At 33.2% G+C, this 21,896-nt stretch carries 25 protein-coding genes and 1 tRNA gene; 3 read left to right on the forward strand and 23 right to left on the reverse strand.

The window, feature by feature from the left end; all coding sequences use genetic code 11:
• Window positions 1-90: 90 nt before the first annotated feature.
• From bla to V7S79_RS04360, 7 genes are all read right to left on the reverse strand, one after another.
• Window positions 91-846 (reverse strand): subclass B1 metallo-beta-lactamase, encoded by a 756-nt coding sequence (gene bla / locus V7S79_RS04330; RefSeq protein ID WP_459489335.1) that lies wholly within the window; start codon window positions 844-846, stop codon window positions 91-93.
• Between the two features lie 78 nt (window positions 847-924).
• Window positions 925-2,220: a carboxypeptidase-like regulatory domain-containing protein gene (locus V7S79_RS04335; RefSeq protein WP_459489336.1), complete on the reverse strand. Its 1,296-nt coding sequence runs from the start codon at window positions 2,218-2,220 to the stop codon at window positions 925-927.
• A 78-nt stretch (window positions 2,221-2,298) separates the two neighbouring features.
• A complete protein-coding gene (locus V7S79_RS04340; RefSeq protein WP_459489337.1) occupies window positions 2,299-2,619 on the reverse strand; it encodes a bleomycin resistance protein in 321 nt (106 codons plus the stop codon).
• Window positions 2,620-2,717: 98 nt separating this feature from the next.
• A complete protein-coding gene (locus V7S79_RS04345; protein ID WP_459489338.1) occupies window positions 2,718-3,197 on the reverse strand; it encodes a GyrI-like domain-containing protein in 480 nt (159 codons plus the stop codon).
• A gap of 5 nt (window positions 3,198-3,202) precedes the next feature.
• Window positions 3,203-3,409, reverse strand: coding sequence for a helix-turn-helix domain-containing protein (locus V7S79_RS04350; RefSeq protein WP_459489339.1), 207 nt, complete (start codon window positions 3,407-3,409; stop codon window positions 3,203-3,205).
• A gap of 3 nt (window positions 3,410-3,412) precedes the next feature.
• Complete coding sequence (locus tag V7S79_RS04355; RefSeq protein WP_459489340.1) at window positions 3,413-3,967, reverse strand: DUF2975 domain-containing protein; 555 nt, start codon at window positions 3,965-3,967, stop codon at window positions 3,413-3,415.
• Between the two features lie 126 nt (window positions 3,968-4,093).
• On the reverse strand, window positions 4,094-4,909 hold the full coding sequence (locus V7S79_RS04360) for an SDR family oxidoreductase (protein ID WP_459489341.1): 816 nt from the start codon (window positions 4,907-4,909) through the stop codon (window positions 4,094-4,096).
• Between the two features lie 108 nt (window positions 4,910-5,017).
• Here V7S79_RS04360 and V7S79_RS04365 point away from each other — a divergent pair, with 108 nt between their 5' ends.
• Window positions 5,018-5,380 (forward strand): MerR family transcriptional regulator, encoded by a 363-nt coding sequence (locus tag V7S79_RS04365; RefSeq protein WP_459489342.1) that lies wholly within the window; start codon window positions 5,018-5,020, stop codon window positions 5,378-5,380.
• A 124-nt stretch (window positions 5,381-5,504) separates the two neighbouring features.
• On the opposite strand, the gene V7S79_RS04370 is transcribed toward V7S79_RS04365, so the two are convergent.
• The 9 genes from V7S79_RS04370 to V7S79_RS04410 all read right to left on the reverse strand — a co-directional run bounded on the left by V7S79_RS04370 (window position 5,505) and on the right by V7S79_RS04410 (window position 12,788).
• Window positions 5,505-6,002 carry an ester cyclase gene (locus tag V7S79_RS04370; RefSeq protein WP_459489343.1) on the reverse strand — a complete coding sequence of 166 codons (498 nt, stop codon included), beginning with the start codon at window positions 6,000-6,002 and terminating at the stop codon, window positions 5,505-5,507.
• Between the two features lie 376 nt (window positions 6,003-6,378).
• On the reverse strand, window positions 6,379-8,520 hold the full coding sequence (locus V7S79_RS04375; RefSeq protein ID WP_459489344.1) for a fibrobacter succinogenes major paralogous domain-containing protein: 2,142 nt from the start codon (window positions 8,518-8,520) through the stop codon (window positions 6,379-6,381).
• 33 nt (window positions 8,521-8,553) lie between these two features.
• Window positions 8,554-8,763 (reverse strand): BspA family leucine-rich repeat surface protein, encoded by a 210-nt coding sequence (locus V7S79_RS04380; protein ID WP_459489345.1) that lies wholly within the window; start codon window positions 8,761-8,763, stop codon window positions 8,554-8,556.
• Window positions 8,764-9,144, reverse strand: a complete 381-nt coding sequence (locus V7S79_RS04385) for a BspA family leucine-rich repeat surface protein (protein ID WP_459489346.1) — start codon at window positions 9,142-9,144, stop codon at window positions 8,764-8,766.
• Window positions 9,145-9,227: 83 nt separating this feature from the next.
• Window positions 9,228-9,461 carry a helix-hairpin-helix domain-containing protein gene (locus V7S79_RS04390; protein ID WP_459489347.1) on the reverse strand — a complete coding sequence of 78 codons (234 nt, stop codon included), beginning with the start codon at window positions 9,459-9,461 and terminating at the stop codon, window positions 9,228-9,230.
• 182 nt (window positions 9,462-9,643) lie between these two features.
• The gene (locus V7S79_RS04395) at window positions 9,644-10,225 is read right to left on the reverse strand and encodes a hypothetical protein (RefSeq protein WP_459489348.1); all 582 of its coding nucleotides are present in this window, start codon (window positions 10,223-10,225) and stop codon (window positions 9,644-9,646) included.
• Window positions 10,226-10,387: 162 nt separating this feature from the next.
• Window positions 10,388-11,143, reverse strand: coding sequence for a LamG domain-containing protein (locus tag V7S79_RS04400; RefSeq protein ID WP_459489349.1), 756 nt, complete (start codon window positions 11,141-11,143; stop codon window positions 10,388-10,390).
• Window positions 11,144-11,157: 14 nt separating this feature from the next.
• Window positions 11,158-12,261, reverse strand: coding sequence for a right-handed parallel beta-helix repeat-containing protein (locus V7S79_RS04405; RefSeq protein WP_459489350.1), 1,104 nt, complete (start codon window positions 12,259-12,261; stop codon window positions 11,158-11,160).
• 11 nt (window positions 12,262-12,272) lie between these two features.
• Entirely contained in the window at window positions 12,273-12,788 is a 516-nt protein-coding gene (locus V7S79_RS04410) for a DinB family protein (protein ID WP_459489351.1), read from the reverse strand.
• Window positions 12,789-12,929: 141 nt separating this feature from the next.
• Here V7S79_RS04410 and V7S79_RS04415 point away from each other — a divergent pair, with 141 nt between their 5' ends.
• Window positions 12,930-13,226, forward strand: a complete 297-nt coding sequence (locus V7S79_RS04415; protein WP_459489352.1) for a winged helix-turn-helix transcriptional regulator — start codon at window positions 12,930-12,932, stop codon at window positions 13,224-13,226.
• Window positions 13,227-13,414: 188 nt separating this feature from the next.
• Here the strand turns inward: V7S79_RS04415 and V7S79_RS04420 are convergent, their stop codons facing one another.
• The 4 genes from V7S79_RS04420 to V7S79_RS04435 all read right to left on the reverse strand — a co-directional run bounded on the left by V7S79_RS04420 (window position 13,415) and on the right by V7S79_RS04435 (window position 15,901).
• The gene (locus V7S79_RS04420) at window positions 13,415-13,777 is read right to left on the reverse strand and encodes a hypothetical protein (RefSeq protein ID WP_459489353.1); all 363 of its coding nucleotides are present in this window, start codon (window positions 13,775-13,777) and stop codon (window positions 13,415-13,417) included.
• Window positions 13,778-13,920: 143 nt separating this feature from the next.
• Complete coding sequence (locus tag V7S79_RS04425) at window positions 13,921-14,163, reverse strand: hypothetical protein (RefSeq protein WP_459489354.1); 243 nt, start codon at window positions 14,161-14,163, stop codon at window positions 13,921-13,923.
• 12 nt (window positions 14,164-14,175) lie between these two features.
• Window positions 14,176-15,018 (reverse strand): M50 family metallopeptidase, encoded by an 843-nt coding sequence (locus V7S79_RS04430; protein ID WP_459489355.1) that lies wholly within the window; start codon window positions 15,016-15,018, stop codon window positions 14,176-14,178.
• Between the two features lie 67 nt (window positions 15,019-15,085).
• On the reverse strand, window positions 15,086-15,901 hold the full coding sequence (locus V7S79_RS04435) for a helix-turn-helix domain-containing protein (protein ID WP_459489356.1): 816 nt from the start codon (window positions 15,899-15,901) through the stop codon (window positions 15,086-15,088).
• A 936-nt stretch (window positions 15,902-16,837) separates the two neighbouring features.
• On the opposite strand from V7S79_RS04435, the gene V7S79_RS04440 reads away from it, so the two are divergent.
• Window positions 16,838-18,631, forward strand: a complete 1,794-nt coding sequence (locus V7S79_RS04440; protein ID WP_459489357.1) for an AIPR family protein — start codon at window positions 16,838-16,840, stop codon at window positions 18,629-18,631.
• A 255-nt stretch (window positions 18,632-18,886) separates the two neighbouring features.
• On the opposite strand, the gene V7S79_RS04445 is transcribed toward V7S79_RS04440, so the two are convergent.
• From V7S79_RS04445 to V7S79_RS04455, 3 genes are all read right to left on the reverse strand, one after another.
• Complete coding sequence (locus tag V7S79_RS04445; protein ID WP_459489358.1) at window positions 18,887-20,086, reverse strand: site-specific integrase; 1,200 nt, start codon at window positions 20,084-20,086, stop codon at window positions 18,887-18,889.
• Window positions 20,087-20,227: 141 nt separating this feature from the next.
• Window positions 20,228-20,301, reverse strand: a tRNA-Asn gene (locus tag V7S79_RS04450).
• Window positions 20,302-20,503: 202 nt separating this feature from the next.
• Window positions 20,504-21,892: an efflux RND transporter periplasmic adaptor subunit gene (locus V7S79_RS04455; protein WP_459489359.1), complete on the reverse strand. Its 1,389-nt coding sequence runs from the start codon at window positions 21,890-21,892 to the stop codon at window positions 20,504-20,506.
• Window positions 21,893-21,896 lie beyond the last annotated feature (4 nt).

Below are 21,896 nucleotides of genomic sequence, written 5' to 3' on the forward strand. Positions count from 1 at the left end.
TACACACTCAGCACAGCTGTGTGCATTTACTTCTCTCTTCCTATAACTGAACTCTTAAAACCCTTAAATTGACCGTTTACGAAGTTTTAACTAATTATTCTTAAATAATTGAATCGTGTAATCTAGTAATTCTTTTCCACCTATTTCACCATGACCAGGAATCACTAATTTAACACTAGGATATTGTTGTTTCACTTTCTCCACGGTATTCGACCATGCACCGATATTTGCATCCCCTAAATAACCTTTTGTAGCATCTAACTCTTTGATTAAACAACCTCCAAATAAAATATTTTCATTGGGAAAATATCCAACAACATTGTCTTTAGTATGCCCTTCTCCAAAGTATTTTACCAGTACATGCGTTTTTCCCAATGTCAAACGAAGGGAATCTTTAAATCCATTTTGAGGAGAAATAACTTGTGCCGTTTGGGATAATTCGATGGTTTTAATATTCCCAAAAGAAGGAATTTTTTGTTCATGAAAAGAAGCTAAACCTCCTAGACAATCCTCATGAAAGTGAGTAGGAACGATTGCGTTTATTTTACAATGGAGCTTTTCTTTTATGAATTTGATTAAATCTGATGCACATTTATTATTGGTAGGAGTATCAAATACAATCACTTCATTGCTATTTCTAACAATCATTCCATTACAGGAAACTTTGCCAAAATCATTGGTTTGAAGGAATGATTTGTGTACAAAGGCATTTGAGGAAATTTGAATAATCACCAAATCTTCTGAATGATAAACTTCCCTGGCCTTAAATGCTTTGGCATTCAATGGCCTTTGGGAATATAACATTCCAGAGAGTAAAATGGCGAAAACAAATAAGATGTATTTCATAGTTGATCTTGGAACAATTGGTTGAATTTCAAATTTTACTTTACAGATTAGCCTTCTGCAGAGGATTCAAAACCCAATTTAATCGTTCGATCGATCATTTAATATTTTTCTTTGGATTTTTCGGATGGCCGACTCAATGGATTTTTCAGGTTCTATGATATTATATTCTCCCCAAAAATCTGGGTCAGCTAAACTGAAGACTTTATCTGAAATAATGACATTAGAATTCAATTTTTGTACACTTTGATTCTCTTTGATATCCAATTTTTTCCAATCCGTGGCCGCCATTTCGAACGTGGTGCTGTAAACCGTATTGAATATTCTTTTGTCCCAATTTAATTTAAAGGTCAAATCCCCTCGAGAATAGGCAAAAATCCATTTCCCATTTTGTTGTCGGTAATTAATTTGATAACGTACTTCTGTTGGATAAACATTCACACCAACGGGTTTTTTGTTGATAAATTGAAGTCCTGCTTTGTTTTTATCTTCTAGATTTAGTTGAAAGGTCGCGCTTATAATTGCCAGACTTTTCGCATCAATATACAATTGGCCATAGTAAAGCGCATTTTCGTTGGTAGGTTTTTGTTTGAAAGCTAAAACTAATACTTGGTTGCCATTAATTTGGGTAATATCCTCTAACGTAAAATCATACAATTCGAAAGCATTATCTGAAAATATAAAACTGGGATATTTAATTAAATCAACGTATAAGGCCGCAAAAGGTCCTCCTTGCAATTTAAAATTGACAGTATCTAATTTGGCATAATCCGTATTTTTTCGACCCTTATAAAGATTAACTTGGTCTTGTGAACTTACTGAAAAAGGCTGTTTTTGGATATTAACAATGGATTCAGAAAGGGACACATAGGTGCGTCGTTTTCGAATAGTTTCCCGATAAAAACCCGTCATTTGAATGGGATCGTTTCCATAATTCTGTAATCGATTATTTAATACCCCTGAAAATATATTTTTTGCATCGGTCATTTTTACGACCACTTCTTCGAGCAAAATATTACTAGGCTCCAAATAGATCACATTTTTTTCTGGCAGTAAGTCTTTAATCGGAACAACCTTATTTTTATAGCCTAAAAATGAAATCATAAGGCTTGCATTCTGATTTTCTATAGGAACTTTTATGGAAAATTTTCCTTCACTGTTGCTAATGGTCGAAATGCTTGTTCCAGAAACAGATATGCTTGAAAAGCTTAACTCATTCTTTGTTTTACTATCCAAAATAGATCCTTTGAATTGTTTGAACGAACTAGAATCCACCTTGTTATAGGCTAAAAAACGGGCTTCTGATCGCATTTGAACTAGAATGATGAAGAATAATCCAAATATTCCTCGAACATAAACGGGTAGGTTATTTTTCATATTTTAGAACGTTTAAGTGAATCTAAATGATAACGTGCAAATACCATTAAATTATATGCTTGAAGATCACTAAATTTTTTACATCGATTGTCCAAAAGTAAGTAAATTATTATCTGGGTCGAGGAGAGAGAATTCTTTTTGTCCCCAAGGTTTCTCTTCCAAATGTCCATTTGGATGGATAGCTACAGCATTGTCTAATAACAATTGATAAAGATTTTCAATTTCTGTCACTCGAATATAAACTTGTCCATCATTTTCATTTGGATCGAGCGATTCAAATGAAAAAAAATGTATTTCAATTCCTTCTTTTTTAATCAATAGATAGTTCCCATAATCGCCTAAAAGTTCAAACCCCAATTGATTAATATAATAATCTTCCGTTTTATATTTATTGCGCATGGGAAGTTTTGGGATTACATCAAGGAGCATATAGTTAAAAATTATTTAGTTTGAAATTATGGGTTGAACTTCGTGTAAATTTGCACGAAGTCAGTTACTTATTTTGCTTTGATAGGTATCCAAATTTCTTCTTCAGATGATGGGTCATTGTTTTTGTATTTTTCACCTAAAACCTCAAAATGTGCTCCATTGTCTAATAAATAGTTTGAATGAGGTAACCAAATCGTAAAAATGTTTTGGTAAAAATTCGAAATACCAGCGCTTAATCCTTTGTAATTAAAAACGGCATATAGTCCACTTGGCAAAATATAAGTTTCCATTTCTTCGGGTATATTTTCAAAATGAGAGACCTCTACCGTTGCCCATCTTTCGAATTCGTTAGTTGGATTGAAGTTTTCAAAATGAGTTGGAGAGTAGACAACTAAGGATATTAAATCGTTTGTCAAGTGATCCGCTATCTCTTTTCGTCTTGGCATAAAGCTAGCCCATAATTCTCCAATTCTATAATCGGCATAACTCATTGACATTCGTTTTCCAACCAATTTCTTCTCGGTTATTGTTTCTATTCTTGGGGTCATTTTTACTATTTATTTACACACTCTAATATATCAGCAGGTTGACAATCCAAAACCTTGCAAATTGCTTCTAAGGTACTAAATCTTATTGCTTTTGCTTTTCCAGTCTTAAGAATTGACAGATTTGCCAATGTTAATCCGACTTTTTCAGATAATTCATTTAACGACATTTTTCGTTTTGCCATCATTACATCCAAGTTTACAATAATTGGCATAGGTTATACAGTTAAATCATTTTCTGATTGTAATTCAATTCCTTTCTTAAAAATCAAAGCAAATATGAGAAGAATAACACCCATAAATAACCATACATCTGCACCTTCAAATTTTAGTTGTTGAATAGATGGTGAAACATTATCATTGCTTACTATTTTCAACCAATTATATAAATTCTTACCCCAATAAATAAAAAGACCTATTCCAAATGATAAGTAGGATAGATTAAAAATGTATTTACCCATCGTTTCATTAAAAGGGCTTGATAAATTTAATTTCTTTTGATGAAAAAGGTTGATAATCAAATAGAACAATGTGGACTTCAACATTGAAACAATGATCATAAGAACAACAATCGTTATAAAATGACTTTCATTGAATTGATACAATTCATATAAATTCATTCCACCCCAAAATTTGGAAGATGCAACAGGATTGATAAAAATTGAGACAAAAGCATTAACAATCAAGCCACCAGTATCGATACATAAGCCAATAAAAATGATCCAAGCCAGTACATTAAGCACTTTGAAAAGAAAATCGGTTCCTTTAGACATAATTCATACTATTTATGTTACAAATCTATCACTAATTTATTGATAAACAATAAATATTTATTTATAAATATAAAATTTAGACTTGATCTAAGGGTTAAAAATCTTGTAGATTTACCAAATTTGAAATTATAAATTGTAACTTTTTCTAACCATCAAAAAGTATAACTTGTCCGAAAGTAATTTTCTTAACATCAACAACATAGGTCCGGGTTTCCCCACAGCATATCTCAATTGATTACTATTGTCAGTGGCAGATTTGTAAATCATTTTTGCAACAACTTCAGGGCCTTCAGCTTCTTTCATTACTTTTTCAGCCGCCTCATTAAACTTTTGAATAAAGCCGTCATATTGATTGGTGTCAGTGGGTTTAATAAATTGACGACTTCTACCATAAAAATCAGTAACAATAGGTCCCGGTTCAACGAGCTTCATTTTTATGTTAAACTGGTCTAACTCATAATGAAGGGACTCGGTAAAACCCTCTACTGCAAATTTTGTAGCGTGATAAATGCTGTATAAAGGAAATGTGATTTTACCTCCCATACTTGAAATTTGGATAATCGTTCCCCCGCCATTCGGTCTCATATGTTTGATTGCTTCTCTCGTCACACGCATCAAACCAAAGACATTAGTATTAAATTGTTTTTCGATAATTTCATCTGTCATTGCTTCAAATGCTCCATCAACACCATAACCTGCGTTATTTACCACTACATCTATTTTCCCAAAATCTTTTTCTGCTTGTGATAGCGTTTGTTGTATACTTTCAAGATGGGTAACATCCAAAGAATACATTTTCACATTTGGTAGCTCTTTGAAATCTAATTCATTTTCTGGATTTCTTTGAGTTGCAATTACATTCCAACCCATTTTAGCAAACTCTAAAACAGTTGCTTTCCCAATTCCACTTGATGTTCCTGTAATCAATACGGTCTTTTTCATGTATATCATTTTATATTTTGAACAAAATTATTGGGTTAATTTCAAACCTACAACATTAGAGTATAGTCTATGGTTGATATTTATTTTTCAAATCTGTATATTTGTTCCATGTTAATAAATGAACTATCTAAAAAAACAGGACTCTCAACTCATACCATCCGCTTTTATGAAAAGTCGGGCTTAATAGAGGGTAAACAAGATGAAACCGTTAAATCGAATAATTACTTTCATTATGATGAAGTAACGATTGAAAAACTTGAATTCATAAGTGATGCAAAATCGGTAGGATTTACTATCAAAGAAATTGGCCAAACCTTGGACGCTTGGTACAACAATAGATATACCAAAGAACAAAAGTTGGAAATTCTATATGATAAATTGATTTCCTTGGAACAAAAAATGAAAGAGATAAAGACAATGAAGAAACAGCTACTTCAGTTCAAGGATGATGTGTTAAATGATAGGTGCTAGGACTATGAATAAGAAAAAGGGTCATACTATCAAAGTATAACCCTTTTGTCTTTTTATTTGCTCCCCTTACAGACGAAAGATGCAGCTATAATACCTTAATTGAGTATGTGACTATAAAAAGAAATTATTTTACAAGGTAATTTCCTAATTGTTGACTATACCACAAATTATCATCAAAATCTTGTTCTTCAATAATTTTACCATCTTTCATTTTAACTAAAGTAACGCCCGATAAATCCATTGTTTTTCCAGTAGCAGTATGAATCCCTTTAAAATTCCAATGTTTCACTAATTTGTCTCCATGCCCCCATAAATCGATAAAAGTAAATTTGATATCTGAAAATGTTAGTAAGTAATAGTTGAAATGTTTTTTGAAAGATTCAATTCCTTTCCCTCCTACAACTTCTTTCTGTGTAACCCAGGTAACATCCGTTGCAAAATTCTTATCATTTATTTGGTCAATATCTCGCAGATTAAAAATCTTATCCCAAGTATCTTTGTACATTTTAATATTTGCTTCAACCTGTTTTTCAGCTTTTAACAATTCCGTACATTCTTTTTTTGTTTGAGCAGATACACTCACCGAACCCAACAAAAAGATTAAATAAATTAGTTTTTTCATATCGTATTTTATTTTTTCAAAACTAACCACATAAAAAAATTGAAAAGATTTTAACAAAATAAAAAAGGTTCCCATTTGTACATTTGGGGACAAATGCAATTTATATAAAGGCAAATGATGTTTGAGAAAACAAGAAAATGTCATTAGTTGTATCTTTTCTGAAAAAGGTCAAAATGAAAAATCAAAAGATGCAAAACCCTAACTCATTGATGGACAAAGAAAAAGCCATCCGTCAGGTGGATAGCTATTCAAGTATGGCTTTCTGAAAGATAGGATGTTGGAGCCTTCAATTTTGTTAAGTACTTTAAAATTTGATAGAAAAATTAACTTTTATGAAAAAAATTGAAGACTTTTTCAGAAAATTCGATTAATATGTTTAATCTTTAATACACCTAATAGACATCCCATGTGCTCTTGGTGATCCACCATTTTTGGTGGAAGCTGAACGATTATCAAAATAAATACTAGAGGCATAAACCCCATAGGTGTCACTAGTCCAATAAAGCCCCGAAACAGTCGTATTACTAATTCTGCCAAAATCATCTATTCTTCTTATTCCTGCCAAAGGCAATTTTAATATGGAATTAAAGGCGCTTTCCCCACTTGTTATGGGGTACACATTAAATTCGTTAACCCATTCTTGTAATGTTGGTATTCTAAAACCAACAGGGCATACATTATTAATTCCATTAACCCCTTGCCATAAATTATTATTTTGAGGATTCCGCCAATCACTAGGATAACTATTGCTAACTATAAAGTATGGTAAGTTAGGATTATCTACATTTGATAAAGTTTGGATATTTTCGGAATTTCGATTTTGATGCCCATCAGAATTACGGCCCCATTGATATAGATTTCCAAAACTTTCTATATCTCCACTACTTGTCGCTACCCTATTGGCACCTAAATTTCTATCCATCCAAATTCTACCAGTAAGACTTTTAACAACTGTAATTTCAGTAGTAAAAAAAACCTGTTCATTACCATAGCCTACCCCCTTTTTATTCATTGCATAAGCTCGAACATAATATTTTGTTTTTTCTTTTAAATTAGAAATCAAAATAGAAGAGCTATTTAAAACATCTGTAGATTTAATTTTAGTATCATTTATTGTTGGCAAAGAGCTTAATCCATAAACTAAACCTGACTCCAATATATCTAATCCTCCATTTTGGATAAGCTTTAATGATATTTCAGCCGAAGAAAAGGTAATATTTTGAGGGGCTTCTGTTTTTAATGTTGGAACCTCATAATTTAATGTAGTAAAGCTATGTTCATTTCCATAGGCAACACCTTTTTCATTAATGGCATATGAACGAATATAATATTTAGTATTCTCCTTAAGACTTGTAACTACCAGAGAAAAAGTGCCAGCACCCTTACTACTTACAGGAAACTTATTGTCAATAATAGTTGGATTGGCATATAAGCTTAAACAAAATCCCCGTTCTGATACGGTGCCGCCTCCCTCATTTGAAATTGTACTAAACATTTCAACTGTACTTGTCGTGATATTTTTAGGAACATCCGTACTAATTGTAGCCAGGCTGTAATCTAACGTTGTAAAGTTTTGCTCGCTCCCATAAGCAATTCCTTTTTCATTTATTGCATATGAGCGTATGAAATATTTAGTGTTACCCTTAAGGCTTGTAACAATTAAAGAAAAAGTTCCTGCTCCTTTGCTACTTACAGGAAGCTTATTGTCACTGACCGTAGGATTAGCGTTCAAGCTTAAACAAAATCCTCTTTCAGTTACGTTTCCTCCTCCCTCATTTGAAATTGTACTAAAAATTTCAACTGTACTTGTCGTGATATTTTTAGGAACATCCGTACTAATTGACGCCAAACTGTAATCTAATGTTGTAAAGTTTTGCTCGCTTCCATATGCAATTCCTTTTTCATTTATTGCATATGTTCTAACATAATATTTAGTATTTAGCTTGAGTTTGCTTGCGACAAGTGCGAAACTGCCTTTTCCCTTTGATACAGGGAATTTTAAATCGGTTATAGTAGGAGCAGGATTGACGCTTAAAACAAAACCGTTTTCAGAAACAGAACCACCTCCTTCTTCCAATATTTCTCCGACTAATTCAACAGTTGTATAAGTAATATTTTTCGGAGAAGCCGTATTTAAAGTTGCCAATGCGTAATCTGATGTAGTAAAATTCTGTACCTCCCCAATGCTTGTACCTTTTGAATTTGTAGCAAAGGCTTTAAAATAAAATTTCGTATTTAAAGGGAGATTTTCTATGACCGAAGAAAAGGCTCCCTTCCCGCTTCCAGATTGAATTTTTGAATCAATAATAGTCGGGTTTGAATTTTTATCACTATAATAAAACCCCCTTTCTGAAATCGTTGAAAAACCTTCATCTGTTATTTCCGCATTAAGTGTAGCAGATTTGGTCTTTATTTCGGACGCAATCCTTGTTAAAACTGTGGGAGGATTTTGAAGTACTTCTTTTTTACAACTATTGAGTAGAGTTAAAAAAATAAGAAAGAATAAAGTAGTGCGCATAAACATTTAATTAAAATAACTTAATAAGATTCTTTAAGGAGTACAATTTGTAAAATTAGGTTTTGGTAGAGTCCAGGAAGTATTCTCATGTGAAAAAAAAAGATATTGATTCACCAATTTCACACTCCACTTTGACAAATTTTGGTTAAATACATTATTATAAGCAAACATATTTGTCATATTTCTTACTTTACTCACATCCCAATTTGAAATATCTGAATTAATTATACTCATCAAAAACATTTATTGCATATTAGTTACATTTCTAACGTCCCATCTTGAAATGTCTTTATTAAAACGGCTTTGCCAAAATAAATATTCCATATTTTGAACTTTACTTACATTCCAATTTGAAATATCATTATTAAAAATAGCCGAATCAAACATATATGACATATCAATTACGTTACTCACATCCCATTTTGATAAATTCCCATTAAATTTAGAGTTCCTGAAAGCTCTATTCATTTGGGTTACTTTAGCACTATCTGATATTTTAGTCCATTTATAAGAATATTCTGAATTTATATTTTCGGTCTTAGATTCACTCTTTGAATTGTTTTTTATCGTGCTTTGACACGAGCAAGAAAGGGATATTAACAATAAAAAACCTAGTGTTTTCATAAAAAAAGGGTTACACTGTACAAGTATAACCCTTTTACTTTGATATCTGCTCCCCCTTATTGACAAAAACTACAGCTAAAACACTATAAAATTATTTTAAGCTTCAAAATTGTAGAAGGACCTATTCCATGTAATGAACTTAATTCTTCAGGTGACAATTTTTGAAGTTGCTCTATTGTATAAATCGATAAATTAACTAATGCTCTTAATGCAGGCCGAGGTATTTTTAATTCTCTGATTCTATAATCCATCTTTTGAATTTCAGAATCATACCATTGAGCTTTGTCTTTATCTGATTTTAAAATACATCTTCCCATATAACAAAAATAAAAAAAGGTTACACTATAAAAGTATAACCTTTTTATCATTATTGCTCCCCTTTCCTACGAAAGATGCAGCTATAATGCGATGATTGAGTTTGTGACTATTAGGAAATTGAAGGGTTGAACTTTGTACAATTTTGCAGGAGGTTCATTTCTATTAGAAAAAATCGTACTAATTAATTCTTAAAATCAAGACTACCACAGGGAACCGTTACAACATCTGTACCGGCTGTAATCTTGTAAAATAGTGTTTTGTCTTTTAATATATATTCTGCCCTAACCGGCCACTTTGTTTTATGGATGAAAATTGCGCTGTAAAATAAATAATTATTGAATGGTGAAATTCTATTATTCAAATCCTTTAATTGATTTGATTCATTATTTAAAAGAGTTGTTATACCCTTAAGACCATAATCGAACTCCTGCATTTTGTCAATTGTCATATTTGACTTTGTAAAGGCAACTTTAGCGTACGATTCTTCAGATTTAAAAGAAATGATTGTCGGAAATTTAATTTTTAAATCCAGAGGCGATGTTGCTTCATTACCTACATTAGTCCAAAAAATGAAATAATAGTACTCTTTTCCTTTATAGGAAACGATTCCGCCTCCTTTAGGTAAACTATTTGTAATTATTATTTTCTTTTTGGAGGATGGGGTGTACACAACTTTTGAATACTCCCAATTCCTATTTTGAACTGAATGCCCATTCGAATTTAAAGAGAATAATATTAGAAGGAAAACAAAAAACTTTTTCATAAAATCAAAAAAGGGTTACACTTATACAAGTATAACCCTTTTTCTTTTATATCCGCTCCCCTTACAGACGAAAGATGCAGCTTTGGGGAACTTTATAAGTTGATAACTATTAGAAAACTAAGGAGTTTGGTTTCGGCCTAATACCCAGATAAAAACATTAAATTATATTCCGTCAATTTTATTTCCATTTGCTTTTGGAACTCTTAATGCTCTTTTAGTCACTTTCAAGTCTTTAAAGTAACCGATTGTTGCGATATCAACATAAAGACCAACAGCTCCTCTTTTTACATTACCTAACATCTTATCTACTATAAATGATGAATACTTCATATTATTGATAAACATTTCAGCTTGTTCACCGTTCACTTCAATTCTCATAGTTATCCACTCATTTAGTGCCACTGGCGCAGAACCTTCATATTTGAAAGGAGCAATTTTTCTCAAAGTATCAAATTTTGCATGAGGATAGGCAAAATATTGTACCGCGTGGTTCCTGAAGAGCTGATTACTTGCCCTACCTACTTTTGGTCTAAGGTAAATTGATTCAAAGGCTGAATCATTTTCAGCAATTCTATAATATACGCCTATAAATCCAGCTGCTGGTTTATATGGAGATGGATTCTGAATTTGACTATACATTTTAACTTCAATTGTTCCATTCTCGAAATCATCCATTCCAACTAATTTGGCATAATGACGGTCATCAACAGTAGCTTCTAATTTTGTAGAATCGAATGGAAGTGCAATTAGATCTCGCTCAATTTTTAATACCTTTGAACCCTGGAATTGAATGATTTCACCTTTGACATTATGTAATTCAAATGTTTGATTTCCTAATTGCAACTTTTGTGAATGTGCATTTTCAATTAAAATAAGATTTAAAGAAAATAATAAAAGGCACTTAATTATATTTTTCATTAGTATTTATATTTTTATTTAAATAACCCAGCACCAAATTCAGACCCTAGTGTGCCATCTTTTATATGTAAGAACTTTTTATTCGTTTGGTCTTCAATAATATTTAGTTTGCCAGATTTTAACATCTTAAAATCTTGACCAAAATTGATTTTATTAGCTTTCGAAATTGTTCCAAAATCTTGAGGGCCACCACCTTTATTTACAAAACTATTATATCCAACTAATAATGAATTTTTAACTGTAAAACTTTCTTTTTCATCTTTATCTAATACCCAGAAGACATTTATATTAGATGCTACATTATTATAAAATTTAAAATCTTTAGTTGTAGACCAAGTCCATACAGCTGCACCATAAATGTTTAAAAATAAATTATGATGTAATTGACTATTTTCAGATTTCCTATTCCACATTACTACAGCATCTTTAACTCCATAAAAGACACAATGATTAACATCTAATGCAGTGCCATTCGCCAAAATACCCAAATGGTTGGGTAAAGCGAACTTGTTTCCTAAAAATAAACATTGAGTAACTACTAAGTCAGATAAGTCCTTCCCTTCCCATACAATAGGATAATTTCTAATTAGCACTCCTTCTTTGGGTATTTCATGAACAGGTTCACCTAAAATTCTTAATCCTTGTATAGTGGTATGACTTGATTGAATTAAAATACCGTAATTAGAACCTCCAGTAATTTCGTTTTTATTATTCTTCTCTATTTTAAAGGGCATCGCTGAAATAATAATTGGCATTTTAGCTGGCTCCCATTGTGAATCATTGGGTAAAAGTTCAGCAGTAATAATTAGACGTGAATTTTCACTAAACTGCCAATTTTTGGGGTTAAAATCAGCAGTTTCATTCAAAGAATACAAGCCTTCAGATAAAATCACATTTATAGAACCTGCTCCATTTAATGTGTTTACCTTCTTGGCAGCTTCACCAAGTGATTTAAGCGGAGAACCTTTATCACCATTATTTGAGTCATTGCCCAATGTAGCATTCACATATATTTCAATGTGCGCATTATTTCCCTTATTTGATTCTATTTGCGCATTTGTAATTGAAAAAATAAACAGATTGAATAATGAGAGAATGATATATTTTGATAATTTCATATTTATAATTTTTAAAATAATTTCTCTGCAGGAGGTGTTGCTCCAGCCAATCTTAAATAAACGGTAGTTTGACCTCTGTGGTGTGTTTGGTGTTCAAAACACTTGTTTAATACTTGTTCTCTACTCATATCAAATTGACCAAACAATTTAATGTGCTCGGATAATTTTGCATATGGATATTTTTGAATTGAGTTAATTGCAAAATCGTAGGCTGCCAATACCTTTGCTGTAACTGAAGCCTTATTCGTATCATTTGATTTCTCTAAATCTGCCGCTGTCGGTTTTTCGTCAGTTGCTGAAGCAACAAAACCATAAATGGCATCACTCAAATGAAGAACTTGCCCAGCAAATGAACGCATTTCTTTAGTTGGTTTTAGTGTGTATCCATTTTCCGGCATTGCATCCAAATACTCTTTAGTATATGCTTTTGCTCTTTGCCATTCTTTGACAATAGTTTCAGTAGGTGTTTGTGCCTGTAAATTACTCATGATTAAAATTGTTGTTAATAAGGATAAAATCTTTTTCATATGTATAATTTGTTTTTTCAAAGTTAGCTTTAATAGTATATATTTGTAACCAAATAAGTAAAAACAAGTAACCAAATGGTAACCAGTATTTCAAACCCAAGATTTATCAGTAACCCATTAAATTGCCCTGTAACAAGAGCAATGAGTATTATTGGAGGTAAATGGAAACCAATCATTTTGAACTGTATTGGCGACCGAACAATTAGATTTGGGAAATTAAGACAAATAATTCCCGCTATATCCAATAAGGTTTTAGCAAATGAATTAAAAGAAATGGAAGAATTTGGGTTGGTAAAACGTATGGAATATACAGAAATGCCTCCTAGAGTTGAATACACTTTAACAACTTCAGGCAAAACACTTCTTCCAATTTTACATGAACTTGCAGCTTGGGGAAATACAAGCACCGCTAAGAAAATTATAAAGGAGTATACTTAACAATTCAAAATAACAACTTCGTGAAAGGTTGCAAAAGGTAAAAGTCAAAACTTAAAAGATGCAGCTACCATAACTCCCTGACTGACAACAAAAAAGGCGACATTTCTGTCGCCTTTTGCAGTTTTGCTCCCCTTACAGACGAAAGATGCAGCTATAATGATATGATTGAGTATATAACGATTAGAAAATTAAAGGGAAAATTTTTGCGATAAAATTATTTTCCAAACGCTATAAGAATGAAATACTGCTATAAAAAGGTTACTTATAATTACGGGATTAGTAATGGTTCCGGCCATAATTGGACTTAATAGTTTGTAAATTATTTGAACAGATAAAAGAGCCATCACCATCATAGGGTCAAATTTGAATAAAAGCACTACAGAGAAAATAAGGATGGCTAAATAAATTGAAAGTAAAATACCTCGAGCTGGTGATTCTATACCATAAGATTCCGCTGCCCAGTTTGCTTTTAGAAGTATGCCAGAACAAAGAGGAATTAGAACAAGGATATTTATTATTAAAGATATTTTGGGAAATAACATTGTTTTCATTGGTTTAAATTCAGATTAAAGATAAAGCGATTTTACAATAATTCCTTATTCCAATGCAATAAGATGCAGCTATAATGCAATGATTGAGTATGTGACTTTCAGGAAATCAAAAGGTTTGAACTTCGTGTCAATTTGCAGGAAGTCTATTTATCATTCAACCCTATACCAAATCCAAACATTGCTGCGACCAAGGCTAGGTGAATAATCAAAACAGCCCTTTGCCAAGTAGGTCGGTCATTCCACTTTTGTTCCGTATCAAAAGGATCAAAGGCCAATCCAATACCTAGTGAGGAAGCGGCTTGGATATAATCTTTAGAAAATGTTGCTTGAAATAATCCTAAGATTAAAAATCCAATGTAAAGGAATTTGTTAAATGGTGTTTTCATAATTCTTAAATTTTAGTCGATTAATAAACTTTTCCAGATAGTTGGTGGTACGATCTCTTTAAATTGACTCAGGTTGTTTTTAATTGTCAGCACTTTCTCTTCATCGCCCGTCTCCTCAAAATACTTTAATTCATAGTAGTGCCCCCAAAATTGGATAATTGGCTCTTCGTCTGATTGAATCAATTTTAAGTCTTCTAGGGAGATGTTTTTATAATGCGAATCAATTAGCAATTGGCTAGTGGTTTTAAGAAAGGAATATTCAATATCACCAATCCTACCTTTGTCTAATAAACGTTGCATTCTTTTTCTATCGGTAAAAAAAACTCCAGACTTTGATGGCAATGTAGTTGCGAGAAATAACCCTAAAGAGATGATACCGGTGATTCCAAGGCTAGCATTGAATATACTATCAGTGATGCTGTACAAAAACAAAAATAGTGCTCCAAAAATTAGTGATGACAGCGGTCCAGCAATTAGAATATAGGCAAACTGCTTTTTCAGATTATTAGTGACTATTGGAGGAGAAGTGGCAGCAATCCCACCAAAAAATTGCAGTTCCTTATTGAAGTAAAATATAACCTTATCATTTTCTCTTTTTATTCCTAAAAAAGCCACTACGAATAATTGCAATTTAAATCCTTGAATTAAACCGGCAATTAAATGCCCTAATTCGTGTAACAAAATAGCAATGAAGGGGCATATAATGACTGAACTTAAAAAAACAAACATTTCAAGAGGAGTATTGGGAAATAGCTTAAGAATGGATTCTTTTGGTATCAAGTAATAGGCACATAGCATTATTCCCATTCCTAAAAAAAGTCCGATTAGGCTATCTTTTATTGTTTTAGAATTCATAATAGGGGGAATAAGTTTATCCCAAAATTAGATCCTATCGATAACTCAAAATTGTACTTTTAGGACACTATTTAATTTCCCAAATAATTTTATCGCCATCCACTTTACTAGTCGACTTAAAAAAGTCTTTGGGATTATGATGGGTGATTTTTTTAAACTCTTTGATGAAATAAGACTGATCATAATACCCTCCTTCATAAGTAATATCCGTTAAATTCTTCCATTCAGCACTATTCAACTTATTCGTTAAAGAGCTTCTAAATCTGTAAATCCTCCGATATTCCACAGGGCTACAACCCATATGTTTTTGGAAATACCTTTGAAAGGTTTTAGCATTCAGTCCTACTTTACTTGCGATGGTTGATATGGCGATTTTTTCATCGCTATTTTCTATCAACGTTAACGCTTTGTCAATGGTAGAAAAGTCGGGATGATCACTAATTTGGGAAAGCAAAAATGATTCTATTTTGTTAATATCATCATCCCCACAAAATAAAGTTTCACCAAATTTTCTCCACACATCATTCACTAATTCTTGAGAAAAATGAGGCGCCAAGGAAAAATAATTGTCCTTGAAAAATCGATTTATTCCTAAAGGTTTGAAGATGACTGAAATCTCTTTTAATTGTCCCTTATACTCTAATAGAACGGGAGTAGTATACTTCCCGAGTATTTCAATATGAACGCTTTCCGTCCTATTTTCTAAAACTTGAAGAGTCCAATTTTTTCTTTGAACCGAGACCCCCTTCATAAATGAAAGGCCCGTATTAAAATGCGGGAACGCTAGGTAACTAAAAGAGGAGTTCGATTTTCCCTCATAAAAATAGAAGCATTCTATATACTTTTTAAGAATTGGAGAAGATGGAGCTATAGTCTTTATCACAAAAAAAGAGATTTGTTCTAAAGTTAATTAAAGAAAAAATAAAAAGATGCAACTAGCCTAACTCAATAATAGACAAAGAAAAAGCCATCATTGCTGATGGCTTGTCCAGTTTTGCTCCCTCTCTTGGGCTTGAACCAAGGACCCCATGATTAACAGTAACGATTCTTCGAATCGCCCCATGTGCTCAAATCAAACACTTTTCACTATTTCTTCTTGATCAACGCGGGTATCAACTACTTTTTGTGACCTGTTTGTGTGACCTAATTAATACTTCTAAGCTAATAAATTAATGCCCAATATCTTTCGCTTTGGCTGCATATTATAAATGGTCTAACCAAGTTGGTTAGTTAAAAGTACCCTGAGGCGCTAGAAACAGAGGTTTAACTAATTTGGTTAGCGGGGTTTTCTGTGAACTAAGGCTTCCTATTGCCTGCAAGTACGGTTATTAGTAAATTTGAGTACAATATGATCAGGCATAAAATATCCTGAAAATTCTGGGGAGGCAGCAAGTAAATTGTTCCCAGACTGGCGTTCAAGCGGTAGCAATTATCAAAACAGATAATGGATGACGGCGAGTAGGGTGTTTACGGCTCACCCTGTGGAATGGACATAACAAGCGATTTGTCCAGCGTGTAACCCTCTTAATCAAAAGCCTACCATGTGATTGGATGATTGCATTTTCCAGCATGGGAGTGATACTGTTGCGATTGGGATCAAATACACTTTACTTTAATAAATGCTCCTCTATTTTCTCCACACAAATGTGTTGGGGGGGTAGGGGGGGCATTTACAAGAGCTCCTCATATTGCTCATGTGATCAAAATAGGTTGAAAAAAACGGTATATTTTGATAAGTATTGACATAATCAGTATATTGGTTTATAATTATTCGAGATTCGTCAAAGAATTAATGGTTTAACTGAAAATAATTTATAAAATGGATCCATTGATCAAATCAGAAATTGAAAAAATTAGGAGAGAAGCATCAGAGGCTGCTACATTAACCGATGATTTTATTTTTGGAATGGTTGCTTACAAATATTTTTTTAATCAAGGCCTATACACCAATATCGATTTCAAAAACTCCCATACAGATGCAGCGAATGATGGCGGCATAGATTTAATTGCTATAGAAGAGGATGATTCTGGTAAAAATTTGGTTTTAATCCAATCAAAAAACTTATCCGCAACACCAACTAGAGATGACATTATGGCAATGTTCCTAAAAATGGAACAAACTGTTGAGGAGTTCAAAAATTCACGTGTTCATACATTTAATGAAAAGCTAAAACGAATATACCAAGAAAAATACAGCCAGTGTTTTGATGAAACTCAATCGGGGAAAATCAAGTTAATGGTGTTTCTCGGAATATCACTTTCGGATCAAAAAAAGGAGGATTTTAACGAATTCTTAACCAATTCTGAAAAGCTGCAAAATTACGAATTCGAAATAGTTGACGAATCTGAACTAGTTTCAGCAATTAATATCTTTTATGATGAAACCCCTTTTGTGGATGAGGCTAAATTAAGTTGGTATAAAGATCATGGAAAATTAGAATACGTTACTAATTCAGATGGGAATCATTCGACAGGTATGATTATAAATATCTCATCCACTTCATTGCGAGAAATTTATGATACAAAGAAAGAAAAAGGACTATTTGATCAAAATTTTAGAGGGTTTGTAATTAATAAAAAAATTGACACAGAAGTTATTTACAGCATCAATCAAAAACCGCAAGACTTTTGGTTTTTAAACAACGGTATAATTATTGGTTGCAAGGATTGGGCAATAGACGGAGACAAGATTAAGCTGTATGACTTTTCAATAATTAATGGCTGTCAAACAACTACAAATATTGGTAAAAACAAAAAAGGTAATCCCGAATTCCCAATTGTTTGTAAAATAATTAAGCCTACTATTTCTGCATCAGATGAAGCAAAAGATGCGTTTATTGCACGAGTGGCAGAATCATCTAATTCGCAAAAAAAGATTGAGGATAGGGATTTAAAATCAAATCAACCAGAACAAAAAAAGCTGCAGTCTCTGTTAAGAAATCACACGCCAACAATTAGATTAGAAATCAAACGTGGTGATAAAAAAAGTGTTCGATCGAGTGATGAAAAAATCAAAAATGATGAACTTGGGCAACTTATATTATCATGTTTATTACAACAGCCAGGCACTGCTAGAAGCGCAAAAAAGAAAATATTTTCAGACATTATCACCTACAACTCAATATTTAAAAGAAATCACGATTCTCAAACGCTTTATGAGCTAATCCAACTAAAAAAATTAGTAAATAAGTATTTGGGGGACTTTCAAAGTTCTAATCCAACAGCACAGGCAATAGCAAGAAATGGTCAATTCGTGTTAATGGCATCTATTCTATTTTTCATAAAATACAAAAGAGGCAAAATTTCGAACGACATTCTTGGTTTACCAAAGGATAGTAAAGTTTTTGAAAAAGAGTGTCAATTAGACAATATTGTTGGTGCTATTTTTGACCCCAATAGACCTGATGATTTCGAAATTGCTCTTAAATCGGTATTAAGTACGCTAATTTTAGACATGGCATCTATTATTCCTGAGGTAAATACGGTCTCTAATTTTTTAAAAACGGACAAAAGTTATATTGAAGTAATATTAGATCGTTTTAAAAATAAATTTATTTTCGATGAATACGAAAAAGAGGAGTTTTTTAAAAAGTTTAATAAGGTTTTCATTTAGGCGATAATTTAACGAAAGCGTTATAATTCAGACCACAGTTATGCCTCGGGGGGATAGATAATTACAGCTATTAGGTAGGGGTATTATCTGGAGGTAGTCTTATTTATTATACACGCAATTCGTAGAGTTGTTTTGAAGTTGTCTCTAATCAGTTTCATTATTGTTAATGCCATATTAATTTAATGCACTAACTAATCCGATTATTTTTAAATAGGTAAAAAAGGGGTGACTGATCACACCCCTTCTTTTTCACATTCAAAGAAATTTTTCCAAATTACTCATTGCGTCCCCAACAGCTTTGGGTAAAACTTTGGCATACACCTGAGTAATAATTGTATTTGAATGACCCAAAAGTTTGCTAACAATCTCAAGCGGAATACCATTGGCAAGCGTTACGCTGCTCGCGAAGGAATGTCTCCCTACGTGCGTGCTAATATTCTTGTTAATCCCTATTGCAGTCATTAGTTCCTTCAATCTTCGATTCATTGCTTGGTTACATTGTACGGGTAACAACAAGCCAGAAGAGCTATTCTCGTACTTTGAAAGGATTGATAAAGCGATAGGTAGTAGCGGCACCTGAACTTCTGATTTGGTCTTCTTCCGTTTGAATACCAGCCACTTCTTTCCTGAATTATCCGTCTGGATATTTTCCTTGGTTAACAGCATTAAATCACAATGAGCGATTCCCGTGTAACACTGGAAAAGGAACACATCCTTGACCTCCTGATGAACGATTTTAGCTGGCTGGAAGGATTTGATTAACTCAAGCTCCGCGTTGTCTAAAAACGTCCTAGAAGAGGCTTCAAAGCTTAGCTTTACGAACTCAAAAGGGTTGCTGTCTGAGAATCCTAATTGTTTTGCATATCGAACAACCTTCTTTAGGTGCTGCAGCCTTTTCGTTACAGAATTGGTTACATTATTGCGTACCGTTCGTAAGTACAAATCATGTTTCTTAACAAACGAAACCGTAACATCGTGAAGCTCTACATCCTCTTTGCCTAGCGTGTCAACAATAAACTGCTTCATGATGTCCTTGCTCATCTGGTATTTGATCAATGTTGCATTTGTGTAGACTTTACCTACTAGCAGAGCCATTTCTTCATTGTGCATATCGTACATTTGAAGGAGTGTGGGTATTGTTTTGGCAGCAGGTTTAGAGGTGGCTGATTGAAACCGATCAATCACGAACCGCACTTTGACTTGATCCATTTGTTTCAGCAATGAATAGTAACTATCCAGTAACTTGTTCTCAATAGAAATAAGCTCTTGATTAAGCTTAGCTGCGTGATGATCACTTCCTTTAATGCGCTGTTTTTGTGCATCCCAGGCTTGAGCATTGATTTTTACTCCTGTTGAAATGTTCTTGATCTCGTTGGCTATAATTAAGCGCAACATGATGGGTGATTGACCCAATTTGTCTACCCGTGATCGGTAAATCCAAAATAATGTTTTCATCTGTGTTTTGATTTAACACAGGCACAAAATGATGTTGATTTTGTGTGACCAAAAATGTGACCTAATGACGTGTTTTCAGGTCACAATAGGTAACAAAAAAAAGCACTAACGTGTGTTACGATAGTGCTTTGAATTGTTTTGCTCCCTCTCTTGGGCTTGAACCAAGGACCCCATGATTAACAGTCATGTGCTCTAACCAACTGAGCTAAGAAGGAGTTTCTTCCCCATTGGGACTGCAAAAATAGGGTTAGATTTCTAAATTTGCAAGAATTGTTTAAAAAAATTATGAATTATGAATTATGATTTATGAAGTATGATTTATGATTTATGAATATTTAATCATTTAAACTCCTAATTATCAGATATATAAAACATTTTTAAAATCGTGCCTCATAACCCATAATTCATAACTCATAATTACTTTTTACCATCTTTCTTTTTTACCAACTCTCCCTCTTTCAGCTTCTTAGCTACTGTAGCATAAGGACCTGAAATAATTTCTTGCCCGTCTTTCAAGCCTGAAATAATCTCTATATTTTCAAAATCTGAAATACCTGTCTTCACTTCAATCTGTTTCGCCTTGCCTTTTTCCATTACAAAAACGACCTCTTTGATCTTCTCTTTACGGGCTTTCGCTGTTTTAGCATCCTCTTCTTTCACTACCTCGGCATTATCTCCCTCTGGTTGACCATTTCCTCCTTTTGCCTCCTCTTTCACTTCCGCACCGATCTCTCTCGTTGTTACCGCCGCCAATGGAACTGTTAAAATACCATCTTTTCTATTCGTCAATATCTCTACAGAGGCCGTCATACCTGGCTTTAATGGATACGATAACTTTCCTTTGATCAAATCACTGTAAGAACTTCTCAATACACGAATCTTTACTTCAAATTCCGTCACTGCATCATTACTCACTGATGCCGCTGTGCCGGTTGAATTGGCTGAACTAGCAATCTCATACACCACTCCTTTGAACTTGCGCTCACTTGAAGTATAGGCATCTACGTCGATCAATACAGTATCTCCTAAACTAACTCGGGTGATATCGTTTTCATTTACATTTACACGCACCTCCATGTTGTTCAAATTCGCAATGCGCAACATTTCCGTTCCTGCCATTTGTGAAGTTCCTACTACACGCTCTCCCAATTCTACGTTCAATTTGGAAATAATTCCACTTTGCGGCGCGTAAATCGTGGTTTTAGTTAAATTAGTTTTTGCTTCTTTCAATGCCGCTTCTGAACTTTTTACATTAAAATTGGATGCTTTTACATTGGCCTTTGCCGACTCTAAATCTTGCTTTGCTACATTGTAAGCAGAAGCAAATTGATCAAAATCCGAATCTGAAATTACTTTGTCATTGTGCAATTTGGCATTTCTGTCAAAATCAATTTTCGCTTTGCTTAATCTCGCCTCACTTTGAGCCAAAACCGCTTTGCTCTGCTCCATGCTTGCTTTCATGGAGTTAACTTGTGCCTCCGCTCTAGCTAATAATGACACATAATTGTCTGGACGAATCTTTAATAATACTTGTCCTGTCACAACAGAATCTCCTTCTGCAACACTCAATGCGACAATCTCTCCCGAGACATCCGGAGAAACTTTTACCTCCACTTCTGGCTGAATCTTACCTGATGCTGATACCTTTTCAATGACGGTTGCCAATTTGGCTTTCGTCAATTCTACTTCTGTAGGTTCCACTTTTCCGATCCAACCTGATTGCTTTGCAATAAATAAACCTAAAAATAATGCAATGACTACCCCGCCAATGATCCACCAAACCTTTTTGCTATTTTCCTTTGCCATTTTC

It is taken from the genome of Aquirufa sp. ROCK-SH2 (assembly GCF_054558315.1).